Raw genomic sequence first — 12,241 nt, 5'->3', positions numbered from 1 at the left:
CCTTCCGCAACGCGTTGCGGCGCAAGGCAACGGCCAGTCCGCCATGCCCGGCTGACGAACGTCGGTTGGGAGCTACTGTCGCGTGCGGGCGGGTGACCGTCAAAGGGGGCGGGCAGTAGGTTAGGTGCCGACGACGGTCGAGGAGGTTGGTGTGCATCTGCGGGGTGTAGTTCTCCCTGAGGACGAGGTGCGTGACCTGTGGGTACGGGACGGGCTGGTGTCGTTCGAGCCCGTCGCGGGGGCCGAAACACTGTGCGGCACAGGGTGGATCGTGCCCGGACTCGTCGATGCGCACTGTCACGTCGGAATCCGGTACGGCGGAGGGCACGAGGATCGCGAGGGCGCGATCACCCAGGCCGAGACCGAGCGGGACGCAGGTGCGCTGCTGCTGCGCGATGCGGGGTCACCGATCGATACGCACTTCATCGATGAGCACGAGGACCTACCGCGGATCATTCGCGCGGGCCGTCATATCGCCCGACCGCGGCGGTATATCCGGGAACTCGGCATCGAACTCGACGATGAGCGCGATCTGCCGGAGATCGTTGCCGAACAGGCTCGGCTCGGCGACGGCTGGGTGAAGATCGTCGGCGACTGGATCGACCGGTCGGTGGGCGATCTGCGGCCGCTGTGGAGTGACTCGATCCTGAAGGAGGCGATCGACGCCGCGCACGCGAACGGCGCGCGGGTGACGGCACACGTCTTCGGCGAGGACGCCCTGCCCGGCCTGATCAACGCGGGCATCGACTGCCTCGAACACGGGACCGGCCTCACCGACGACACCATCGAGTTGATGGTCGAACACCGCACCGCGCTGGTCCCGACGCTGATCAATATCGACACCTTCCCCGGAATCGCCGACAGCGCAGGAAAATTCCCCATCTACGCCGCACATATGCGCGATCTGCACGCGCGCGTCCGCCGCACCGTCGCCAATGCGCACGATGCGGGCGTTCCGATCTTCGCGGGCACCGATGCGGGCGGTTCCATCCGTCACGGCCGCATTGCCGACGAAATCGCCGCCCTGTCCGGGGCGGGGTTGTCGAACCACGACGCACTCGGCGCTGCCTCCTGGAATGCCCGCACATGGCTCGGCCGACCGGGCATCGAGGCCGGTGCGCCAGCGGATTTCGTTGTCTACCAGGAAGATCCGCGCATCAACCCGGCCGCGCTCACCGAGCCCCAGTACGTCATTCTTCGTGGCCGCCTCGTCAAGACCCACAATCCGGTCACCGGCCACCGCTGACCCACCGCATCGCGCAGGGCCATAGCTTGCGCTAGGTGGGCAGTCGGTGTGCGGCAGACTCCCAGGTCAGCGGGTTGATGCGGCCAAGGTCGGGAGGGCGGGGACCGGGCGCGCGTAGGGTCGGGTTATGACCATTCGCCTCGGTTATCAGATGCCCAACTTCAGTTATGGCCAGCCCGTCAGCGAACTCTTTCCGACCGTGGTCGCGCAGGCCAGGGAGGCCGAAGCCGCCGGTTTCGACACGGTCTTCGTCATGGATCACTTCTACCAGCTGCCCGGTCTCGGCGAGCCGAGTGAGCCGATGCTCGAGGCCTACACAGCACTGTCCGGAATCGCCGCGTCTACCGAACGAATTCAGTTGTCGGCGTTGGTAACCGGCAACACTTATCGCAATCCCGCCCTGCTCGCCAAGACCGTCACCACCATGGATCTGGTGAGCGGTGGACGGGCCGTGCTCGGCATCGGCGCCGGCTGGTTCGAGCTCGAACACCAGTCCTACGGTTTCGAATTCGGCACCTTCACCGAACGATTCCAGCGGCTCGACGAGGCGCTGCGGATCATTACCCCGATGCTGCGCGGTGAACACTCGACCTTCGACGGCAAGTGGTACCACACCGAGAACGCCATGAATGAGCCGCGGCTGCGCAATGACCTGCCTATTCTGCTCGGTGGCGGCGGCGAGAAGAAGACCTTCGCGCTGGCGGCCCGCTTCGCCGACCACATCAATATCATCTGCAATGCCTCCGAACTGCCCCGCAAGATCGAGGCACTGCACCAGCGCTGTGCCGAAATCGACCGCGACCCGGAGACTTTGGAGGTCAGCTACCTCTGTTTCCTGATGATCGATGAAGACGGCGACCGCGCACGCAAACAACAGCAGGATCTACTGCGCGGCATCGGCGTCGACCTGTCCACACTTTCGGAGGACGAGCGCAAGCAAACCATCGCCGACCGCCAATTCGTCGGCAGCCCAGCCGAAGTCGCCGAGCAGCTGCAGACCAGGGTGCTCGACCAGGGCGTGCAGGGTCTCATCGTCAACATGGTGACGAACGGCCACGAACCGGGTGCCGTGGATCTTGCCGGACGCACCCTCGCCCCGCTGGTCCGCTGAGCGGTTGAACTGAGCGCCCATTTCCTGGCCGAATCCGGGGTTCCCGCGAATCGTGCTCGAAAATGGGCGCTCACACTAAAAACCCCCACGAGTCCTTGTATCAGCTGGCGCGGCGTTTTTCTCTCGGTACCGCGGCATCGCCAGCGATGACAATGGTCCGGGCTACCGTGGAAACAAGCCAGCTCGCTTCTGGGGTTATCGGCTCGGTGAGAGCGGATACCGTCAGGAGGTATACGTTGCGGCGGGCGAGACGGTCGTGGCTCCGGGCCCCGTTCCGATCACCGTTGACACGGCGGATCTACGCTGAGGTGCTGCTGACCGAGAGCCGTAACTTCCGCTCCGGCGTCGTGCTGCTGCGCTATCGAACCGCGTAATCGTCAGTTGAGCAGGTTCACGATCCCGCTGATCACGCCGCGAATACCGCCGACAGCAGCCCGCGCGAGACCGGGCGCCAGCAATTCCATGGCCGCGTCACCGCCGATTTCGGTAGCGGGTTCGGCAACCTCACCCCGCCTGCGGCGACGTCGTCTCCTGAAGATCCCCATGTTGTGACTATCCGAGCTGGGCGGCCGTTCGTTTACAGACGACGCGATTTCAGGAGCGGGGGACCGGTCTGGCACAATGGAGCACCGTCCTTCCTGGACAAGTGTCAGCCCGTCTCCGGTTACGTACCGCGCGGCGGTCACACACTCCAAGCGCAAAACCGGGCTCGCAGACCGTGCGGGTCGCTGAATTGTGCCGTGACCAACCACTGAAAGGCAGATCAGCACATGGCTGTTCGCATCAAGCTCACCCGTCTCGGCAAGATCCGTAACCCGCAGTACCGCGTGGTCATCGCCGATGCCCGCACCCGTCGTGACGGCCGCGCCATCGAGAACGTCGGCAAGTACCACCCGAAGGAAGAGCCGTCGCTGATCGAGATCAACTCCGAGCGCGTGCAGTACTGGCTGGGTGTCGGCGCGCAGCCGACCGAGGCCGTGCAGCGGCTGCTGGAGATCACCGGCGATTGGCAGAAGTTCAAGGGCCTGCCGGGTACCGAGGGCACCCTGAAGGTGAAGCCCGCGAAGCCGTCCAAGCTGGACCTGTTCAACGCCGCGCTGGCCGCCGCCGATAACGAGCCGGTCGCCGAGGCCGTCACCCCCAAGAAGAAGGCCGCCAAGAAGGACGAGGCCGCCGAGACTGAGGCTGCCGAATAATGTCCGCCGTCGTCGCCGATGCCGTGGAACACCTGGTTCGCGGCATTGTCGCCAATCCGGATGACGTCCGGGTCGAGCTGATCACCGGCCGCCGTGGACGCACCGTCGAGGTGCACGTCAACCCCGAGGATCTGGGCAAGGTGATCGGTCGCGGCGGTCGTACCGCGACCGCGCTGCGCACCCTCGTCGCCGGAATCGGCGGCCGGGGCATCCGGGTCGACGTGGTCGATACCGACGCTTAAATGGAACTCGTTATAGGCCGGGTCGCCAAATCGCACGGTGTGCGCGGCGAACTGGTCGTCGAGGTACGCACCGACGACCCCGACGCGCGTTTCGCACCCGGTGTGCGGCTGCGCGGGCGGGCGGCGCGATCCAAAGAAGTTCGTGAATTCACCGTGGAGTCGGCCCGAGAGCATTCGGGCCGACTTCTCGTGCAACTCGTCGGGGTCTCCGACCGTACCGCCTCTGATGGGCTGCGCGGCACGCTGTTCGTCGTGGACAGTGCGGAGCTGCCGCCGTCGGAGGATCCGGACGAGTTCTACGACCACGAGTTGGAGGGACTGACCGTCCAGCTCACCGATGGCACACTTGTCGGCAAGGTCACCGAAGTGCTGCATTCGGCTGCGGGAGAACTGCTTTCGGTGCGCGCCGCCGACGACGGCAGGGAGATCCTGATCCCGTTCGTCACCGCGATCGTCCCGTCGGTGTCGCTGGCCGATCAACTGGTCGTCATCGATCCGCCCGAGGGTCTGCTCGATCCGGAGTAGCGGATCGCCGATCCACCGGAAACAGAGGACAGCATGAAACTCGATGTCGTCACGATTTTTCCGGAGTATCTGGAGCCGCTGCGAACGGCGTTGCTGGGCAAGGCCATCGACAAGGGTCTGATCTCCCTCGACGTGCACGATTTGCGTCGCTGGACGCACGACGTGCACAAGTCCGTCGACGATTCACCCTACGGCGGTGGGCCGGGCATGGTCATGAAGCCGACTGTCTGGGGTGCCGCCCTCGACGAGGTATGCCCCGACGACGCCCTGCTCGTGGTGCCGACTCCCGCCGGAGTACCCTTCACTCAAGCTACCGCGCAACGCTGGGCGAGCGAGCAGCACCTCGTATTCGCTTGCGGCCGTTACGAAGGCATCGATCAGCGCGTCTTCGACGATGCCGCCCGCCGGGTCCGTGTCGAAGAGGTCAGCATCGGCGACTACGTTCTGATCGGTGGTGAAGCCGCAGTCCTCGTGATGGCCGAGGCAGTGGTCCGCCTACTCCCCGGTGTACTCGGCAATCAGCAATCCCACCAAGAGGATTCGTTCTCCGACGGGCTGCTCGAGGGGCCGAGCTATACGCGCCCCGTCTCCTGGCGCGGCCTCGAAGTGCCGCCGATTCTGCTGTCCGGTGATCACGCCAAGGTCGCCGCGTGGCGACGCGAACAGTCCCTTGCCCGTACGCGCGAACGGCGCCCGGACTTGCTTGACGACTGAAACTACAGACTCGATGCCCTATCGAATGTATCGTTGATTAACGGCACATTAATCAACGGTGAACAACGGTAGGTGGCTATGGTGACAGTGGCTCGGTTCGGGATGGTGCGTCGAGTGGTGGCCTCGACTCTCGTCGGTGGCGCCATGATGGTCTTATCGGATCTGGTGGCGCCGGAACCCGTCGTAGCCAGAGTTGCCGCAGATCGGGATACGCATGATCCAGATGCCGGCCGGGGCGGCTACGGCGCAGGTCAGCGCGGCCGCAGTAGCAATCACGGGCAATACAAGGGCCGTAACGAGCGCCCATGCCAGTACACCCCCGAAGGGGTTTGCACCGGCGGCCGGTGATCAACGGCCCGAGTCAAGGCAGCAGACCGAAGCGCCGAGCGGTGACAACGGCTTCGTGGCGGGAGTGTGCGTCGAGTTTGGTCATCGCGTTGCGCAGATAGCTCTTGACCGTTTCCGGGCCGAGCGAAAGGCGTTGGGCAGCTTCTTGATTGGTGCAGCCGAGCGCGATCTGAGACAGCACGTCGAGTTCCCGTCGGGACAGGCGCGGAGCGTCCGCGGGTGGGTCGCCGACCAGGACTCGGGTGAGGCGTTCACACACCGAGTGCAGGCGTTCGCGTAGGCGTTCGTCCTCGGCCGAGCGCGCCGCGCCGCGGAGTTCGGCATTGATCTCGCGGAGTTCCTCGGCGACGGCGGGCGCGGTCTCGGGCGCGGGAGTGGTCATTTCCAGCAGGCGCAGGCGGCGGTCCACCTCGTCGCGGATGGTGATTTCGGTGGCCAGGCGTCGGCTGGCCGCGACGACCAGATCGGCGGTGCGGTCGCCGAGCGGTGTGCCGCCACGATTGGCGGCATAGAGCACCGCGCGGGAGCGATCGTCGACCACCACGGGCACCGCGAGCACCGAGCGGATGCGTTCGCCGGAGACCGGACCGTCGTAGTGGTGGGTGATCTCGGCGGCATTGCGGTAGTCGGCGACCGAGGCGGGGCGGCGCATATCCATCACCCGGCCGCCCAGCCCGGAGGTGCGTAGCACGGTCAGTCCGCGCAGGCCATTGGTGACGGTGCCGACGAATTCGGTGAGCAGCAGCGCATCATCGTGCACCTCGCCGCCGAAAACCACCGGCACGCCCGCCTTATTCGCCACCCAGCGGATCTCGGCGCGCAGCGCATCGCCGTCGCGCGGCCGCAGCAGCGCGGTGGTGTGGGTCAAAAGACTCACCCCTTTTCGGGGGTAGTGCCGAACGTGATCTGACCCACATCCTATTGGAGACGAGGTGGCCTGGATCACCGATGAGGAGAGGCGAGATGACCGCGGACCTGAACGCGCGCGTGCGCGAGCTACTGGAGACCTACGACGGACCCGACGTCAGCGCAGCGGACCTGCTGTGCGACCGGCACCCCGCCGACCGCATCGCGTTCACCGTCGTCGACCCCGACCTGACCTCGACCGACCTCACCTACGGTGAGCTGCGCGAGCGCTCCCAGCGCTTCGCCGTCGCCCTCGCCGACCTGGGCGTCGAACCCGGCGACCGCGTCGCCACCCTGATGTCGAAATCCGCCGACCTGGTGGTCGCACTGCTGGGCATCTGGCGTCGCGGCGCGGTCCACGTCCCGCTCTTCACCGCATTCGCCCCACCGGCCATCGCCTTCCGGCTCGAGGCGAGCGGCACGACGATCGTCATCGCCGACGCGGATCAGGGGACAAAGTTGGTGCCGGGCGACGACATCCCGGCCGATCCGCCCTGGCGCGTCATCATTGCCGGGAACGGCCGGGCAGTCGCTGAGGCGCCGCTGCGGTTTGCGGATCTGCTCGCCGCTTACTCCGCCGACGACCCGCGCGCGGCCGCGGTGGCGGTCGGCGGGGATGGGCTTTTGGTGCAGTTGTTCACCAGCGGCACGACGGGCACTCCGAAGGGCGTGCCGATTCCGGTGCGGGCACTCGCGGCATTCCATGCGTACCAGGAGTTTTCGCTGGACGTGCGAGCGGAGGACGTCTATTGGAATGCGGCGGATCCGGGTTGGGCGTACGGGCTGTACTGGGCGATTCTGAGCCCGCTGGCCTCCGGTATCCGCAGCCTGCTGCTGCATGCCGCCTTCTCTGCGCCGCTGACCTGGCGGGTGCTCGAGCGGTTCGGCGTAACCAACTTCACCGCCGCGCCGACGGTGTATCGCGCGTTGCGTGCCGATAGTGCCACCGCCCCAACGGATCTCCGGTTGCGGCGGGCGTCCTCGGCGGGCGAACCGCTCACCCCGGATGTGGTGACGTGGTCGGTCGAAACACTCGGAGTTGCGGTGCGCGACCACTACGGGCAGACCGAGCACGGCATGCTCATCTGCAATTCCTGGCACGACGCGCTGCGGGTGGACGTACCCGCGGGCTCGATGGGCCGGACGATGCCCGGATGGCATTGCGCGGTGCTCGCGGACGTCGCCGACGTCGAAGCGCCGGTCGGCGAACTGGGCCGAGTCGCCATCGATACCCAACGCAGTCCGCTGCTGTGGTTCCTCGGCTACCTCGATGCCCCGGAACGCACCGCGCAACGCTATACCGCCGACGGTCGTTGGTATCTGACCGGGGATGCCGGATCCCAGGATGCGGACGGTTTCTTCCATTTCTCGGCCCGCGACGACGATGTGATCATCATGGCCGGTTATCGCATCGGCCCGTTCGAGGTCGAGAGCGTGCTGGTGCTGGATGAGCGGGTGGTCGAGGCCGCGGTGGTCGGCATGCCCGACGATTTGCGCGGCGAGGTGCTCGAGGCATTCGTGGTGCTGCGCAACGGTTTCGAAGGGAATACCGAACTCGAGGCCGAATTGCAGACCTTGGTGAAACGCAAGTTCGCCGCGCACGCGTATCCACGCAAGGTACATTTCGTGGACGCCCTGCCCAAGACGCCCAGCGGCAAGGTGCAGCGCTTCATCCTGCGGCAGCAGGGGGTTCGGTGATGTCCGCACTGGCGAGTTACACATCCGGCACTGCGGAAACCCCGCTGCTCGGCGACACCATCGGCGATGACTTCGACCGCATGGCCGCCGCCTATGCGGACCGAGAAGCCCTGGTGGACTGTCCATCCGGTCGCCGCTGGACCTATCGCGAACTCGCGGCCGCGATCGACGCACTTGCCACCGGATTGGCCGAACGCGGCATCGCCAAGGGCGACCGGGTCGGCATCTGGGCCCCGAATTGTGCGGAATGGTTTCTCACCCAGTACGCGACCGCGAAACTCGGTGCGATTCTGGTCAATATCAATCCGGCCTACCGCACCAGCGAACTGGAATACGTGCTGCGCCAAGCCGGTGTGCGCATGCTGATCGCCGCGCCGGAATTCAAGGCCTCGAACTACGTCGCCATGATCGAGCAGGTCCAGCCGAATTGTCCTGGCCTGGAACAGGTCCTGGTACTCGGCACTCCCGAATGGGATGCGATGGCGCAGTCCGATATCGACGCCGGACGACTTGCGCGGATCGCCGCAACGTTGTCCATGGACGACCCGATCAATATCCAGTACACCTCCGGCACAACGGGTTTCCCCAAGGGGGCGACGTTGAGCCACCACAACATTCTCAACAACGGCTACTTCGTCGGTGAACTCTGCGGCTATACCGAACAGGATCGGATCTGCGTCCCGGTGCCTTTCTACCACTGCTTCGGCATGGTTATGGGCAACCTGGCAAGCACCAGCCACGGTGCGGCCGTGGTGATTCCGGCACCCGCATTCGACCCGGTCGCAACCCTGGATGCGGTCGCCGCGGAGCGGTGCACCTCGCTCTACGGCGTACCGACGATGTTCATCGCCATACTCGCGGAACTGGATTCGGGCAGACACGTCGACCTTTCCAGCCTGCGCACCGGCATCATGGCCGGATCACCCTGCCCGGTCGAGGTGATGAAGCGGGTGATCGATCGCATGGGCATGAGCGAAGTGTGCATCTGCTACGGCATGACCGAAACCTCCCCGGTATCGACCCAGACTCGTCGCGACGACGGCATCGACCGCCGCACCGCGACCGTCGGCCGGGTCGGCCCACATCTGGAGGTCAAAATCGTCGACCCCGCAACAGGTTTGACCGTGCCGCGCGGCGCACCCGGCGAGCTGTGCACCCGCGGCTATTCGGTCATGCTCGGCTACTGGTCCGAACCCGAGAAGACCGCCGAGGCCATCGATGCCGCCCGCTGGATGCACACCGGCGATATCGGCGTCATGGACGACGACGGGTATCTCGCGATCACCGGCCGGATCAAGGACATGGTGATCCGCGGCGGCGAGAACATCTACCCGCGCGAGATCGAGGAATTCCTCTACACCCACCCGGACATCCTCGATGCTCAGGTGATCGGGGTCCCCGACCCGAAATACGGCGAGGAGCTGATGGCCTGGATCCGAATGAAGGACGGCACAACACCATTGGACGCCGACGCGATCCGCGCTTTCTGCACCGGCAAACTCGCGCATTTCAAGATCCCGCGCTACGTGCACATCGTCGAGGAGTTTCCGATGACCGTCACTGGCAAGATCCGCAAGGCCGAAATGCGTGAGTTGGCTGCAGAACTGCTCGCATCTTCTGACCGCGACGACTGATTTCGTGAGCACATCGGTAACTCGCCGGGCGAAACTCTGCCAACAGCTCGACCGCCTGCCCGCGACCGTAGTCTTCGAGGTCCTCACGAGGCCAGGGAAGGCGGGAGCATGCCGGTTTACCTGGGCATGGGCCGTTTGTCAGGCGACAACGGTAGTCTCTCGGGCGTGACGACAGCGCCCGAGATCGCCAGTTCAGCGACGAACACCGACACGACCGCCGCCGCACCGGCCGCGACCACAGCTCTGGCCAGTGTGGGCCGGCGCATCGCCGATGAACTCGGCGTGCGCGAGACCCAGGTTCGGGCCGCCGTCGAGCTGCTGGATGCGGGTTCGACGGTGCCTTTCATCGCGCGGTACCGAAAAGAGGTCACCGGTGGCCTCGATGACGCCCAGCTTCGCCAGCTCGACGAGCGCCTGACCTACCTGCGTGAACTCGACGAGCGCCGCGGCGCGATCATCGAATCCATCAAGGGCCAGGGCAAACTCGACGACGCGCTGCTCGGGCAGCTGATGACGGCCGAGACCAAGGCCCGCCTCGAGGACATCTATCTGCCGTACAAGCCGAAGCGGCGCACCAAGGCGCAGATCGCCCGCGAGGCCGGTCACGAGCCCGTCGCCGATGCGCTGATCGGCGATCCGACCACCGATCCCGCGCAGTACACCGCCGAACAGCTCGACGGCGCCCGCGCCATTCTGGTCGAGCGTTTCGCGGAGGACGCCGACCTGGTCGGCGAGCTGCGTGAGCTGATGTGGAACCGCGGCCAGGTCAGCTCGAGCGTGCGGCCGGGCAAGGAGGAGGCGGGCGCGAAGTTCGCCGACTACTTCGAATTCAGCGAGCCGTTCGGCAAGCTGCCCTCGCACCGGATCCTCGCGCTGCTGCGCGGTGAGAAGGAGGAGATCCTGCAGCTGCAGCTCGAACCCGACACCGAGGAGTTGGAACCGGGCGAGCGGTCGATCTACGAGGGCCGCATCGCGGTGAAGTTCGATATCGCCGATCGCGGCCGGGCCGCCGACACTTGGCTGCTGGACACGGTGCGCTGGGCGTGGCGCACGAAACTCCAAGTGAGCCTTGGCATCGATACCCGCATGCGCCTGCGTCAGGCCGCCGAGAAGGACGCCGTCGACATCTTCGCCGCCAATCTGCGCGACTTGCTGCTGGCCGCGCCTGCGGGTACCCGCACCACCATGGGCCTGGATCCGGGCTACCGCACCGGTGTGAAGGTCGCCGTCGTCGACGCCACCGGCAAGGCCGTCGCGACCGAGGTCATCTACCCGCACAAGCCGCAGGGCCAGACCGAGAAGTCCCTGGCCGTACTCGGCGCGCTGGTCGCCCGGTTCGGCGTCGAGCTCATCGCCATCGGCAACGGCACCGCCTCGCGCGAGACCGATGCCCTTGCCACCGAGCTGATTTCGCGGATTCCGGAGAACAAGCCGACCAAGATCGTGGTCTCCGAGGCGGGCGCGTCGGTGTACTCCGCATCGGCGTACGCCTCGCAGGAACTACCGGATATGGACGTCTCGCTGCGCGGTGCGGTATCCATCGCCCGTCGTCTGCAGGACCCGCTGGCCGAGCTGGTGAAGATCGACCCGAAGTCCATCGGCGTCGGTCAGTACCAGCACGATGTCTCCGAAACCCTGCTGGCCCGCTCGCTGGGCGCGGTGGTCGAGGATGCGGTGAACGCGGTCGGTGTCGATGTGAATACCGCATCGGTGCCGCTGTTGTCGCGGGTGTCCGGTGTCGCCAATTCGATCGCCGAAAGCATTGTGGCGTACCGTGATCAGCACGGCCCGTTCCGCAGCCGCACCGCGCTGCTCGACGTGCCGCGCCTGGGCCCCAAGGCCTTCGAACAGTGCGCGGGCTTCCTGCGCATCCGCGGCGGCGACGATCCGCTCGACACCTCCGCCGTGCATCCCGAGGCCTATCCGGTGGTGCGGCGCATCCTGGAATCGACCGGACGCGGCATGGCGGAACTGATCGGCAACACCACGACCTTGCGCTCGCTGCGGCCCGGCGAGTTCACCGATGAGAAGTTCGGTATCCCCACCGTCACCGACATCATCTCCGAACTCGAGAAGCCGGGTCGCGACCCGCGTCCGGAATTCAAGACCGCCGAATTCGCGGCGGGCGTGGAGAAGGTCGCGGATCTGGAGCCGGGCATGGTGCTCGAGGGTGTGGTCACCAATGTGGCCGCATTCGGTGCATTCGTCGATATCGGCGTGCACCAGGACGGACTCGTGCACGTCTCGGCCATGTCGCACAACTTCGTCAAGGATCCGCGCGAGGTCGTGAAGTCCGGCGATGTCGTCAAGGTGAAGGTGCTCGAGGTCGACGTCGCACGCCAGCGCATCGGGCTGTCGCTGCGGCTGGACGACGAGCCCGGTACGGCGACCAAGGGCGACGGCGCTCGCGGCCGTGGCCAAGGAGGTCGCGGCGGGCAGGACCGCGGCGGACAGCGGCAGAATGGACAGGGTAAGCAGCAGGGCCAGGGTCGACAGCAGAATCAGGGCCGCAACCAGGGCAACCAGCGGCGCAACGCCCCCGCACCGAGTGGTTCGATGGCGGATGCGCTGCGGCGGGCCGGTTTCGGGCAGTAGGACGATACGGGCGGAGGTTTGTAGGC

11 protein-coding genes are annotated in these 12,241 nt (G+C 66.0%); 9 read left to right on the top strand and 2 right to left on the bottom strand.

Translation table 11 applies throughout. The features are described 5' to 3' along the window. The first annotated feature begins 151 nt into the window (after window positions 1-151). Window positions 152-1,246, top strand: coding sequence for an amidohydrolase family protein (locus OIE68_RS21445; protein WP_327101134.1), 1,095 nt, complete (start codon window positions 152-154; stop codon window positions 1,244-1,246). A gap of 127 nt (window positions 1,247-1,373) precedes the next feature. Then, window positions 1,374-2,357, top strand: coding sequence for an LLM class F420-dependent oxidoreductase (locus tag OIE68_RS21440; protein WP_327101133.1), 984 nt, complete (start codon window positions 1,374-1,376; stop codon window positions 2,355-2,357). A 377-nt stretch (window positions 2,358-2,734) separates the two neighbouring features. Here OIE68_RS21440 and OIE68_RS21435 read toward each other — a convergent pair whose 3' ends face one another. Continuing rightward, entirely contained in the window at window positions 2,735-2,902 is a 168-nt protein-coding gene (locus OIE68_RS21435; protein WP_327101132.1) for a hypothetical protein, read from the bottom strand. Window positions 2,903-3,127: 225 nt separating this feature from the next. Here OIE68_RS21435 and rpsP point away from each other — a divergent pair, with 225 nt between their 5' ends. From rpsP to trmD, 4 genes are read left to right on the top strand one after another with little or no spacing between them, the layout of a single operon-like run. Continuing rightward, entirely contained in the window at window positions 3,128-3,553 is a 426-nt protein-coding gene (gene rpsP / locus OIE68_RS21430; RefSeq protein WP_327101131.1) for a 30S ribosomal protein S16, read from the top strand. Then, window positions 3,553-3,795: an RNA-binding protein gene (locus tag OIE68_RS21425; protein WP_327101130.1), complete on the top strand. Its 243-nt coding sequence runs from the start codon at window positions 3,553-3,555 to the stop codon at window positions 3,793-3,795. The genes rpsP and OIE68_RS21425 overlap by 1 nt, the downstream gene beginning before the upstream one ends. Beyond that, window positions 3,796-4,320: a ribosome maturation factor RimM gene (rimM, locus tag OIE68_RS21420; protein WP_327101129.1), complete on the top strand. Its 525-nt coding sequence runs from the start codon at window positions 3,796-3,798 to the stop codon at window positions 4,318-4,320. A 33-nt stretch (window positions 4,321-4,353) separates the two neighbouring features. Continuing rightward, complete coding sequence (gene trmD, locus OIE68_RS21415; RefSeq protein ID WP_327101128.1) at window positions 4,354-5,034, top strand: tRNA (guanosine(37)-N1)-methyltransferase TrmD; 681 nt, start codon at window positions 4,354-4,356, stop codon at window positions 5,032-5,034. A 361-nt stretch (window positions 5,035-5,395) separates the two neighbouring features. Here trmD and OIE68_RS21410 read toward each other — a convergent pair whose 3' ends face one another. Then, entirely contained in the window at window positions 5,396-6,250 is an 855-nt protein-coding gene (locus tag OIE68_RS21410) for a helix-turn-helix transcriptional regulator (protein WP_327101127.1), read from the bottom strand. A gap of 95 nt (window positions 6,251-6,345) precedes the next feature. Here OIE68_RS21410 and OIE68_RS21405 point away from each other — a divergent pair, with 95 nt between their 5' ends. The 3 genes from OIE68_RS21405 to OIE68_RS21395 all read left to right on the top strand — a co-directional run bounded on the left by OIE68_RS21405 (window position 6,346) and on the right by OIE68_RS21395 (window position 12,215). Then, window positions 6,346-7,986, top strand: a complete 1,641-nt coding sequence (locus tag OIE68_RS21405; protein WP_327101126.1) for an AMP-binding protein — start codon at window positions 6,346-6,348, stop codon at window positions 7,984-7,986. Beyond that, the gene (locus OIE68_RS21400) at window positions 7,986-9,620 is read left to right on the top strand and encodes an AMP-binding protein (protein WP_327101125.1); all 1,635 of its coding nucleotides are present in this window, start codon (window positions 7,986-7,988) and stop codon (window positions 9,618-9,620) included. Before OIE68_RS21405 ends, OIE68_RS21400 begins: the two co-directional genes overlap by 1 nt. Before the next feature lie 183 nt (window positions 9,621-9,803). Further along, entirely contained in the window at window positions 9,804-12,215 is a 2,412-nt protein-coding gene (locus OIE68_RS21395) for a Tex family protein (protein WP_419150780.1), read from the top strand. Window positions 12,216-12,241 lie beyond the last annotated feature (26 nt).

The organism is Nocardia vinacea, assembly GCF_035920345.1.
GTDB classification, from domain to species: domain Bacteria; phylum Actinomycetota; class Actinomycetes; order Mycobacteriales; family Mycobacteriaceae; genus Nocardia; species Nocardia vinacea_A.
This window is presented reverse-complemented; position numbering and strand designations above follow the sequence as displayed.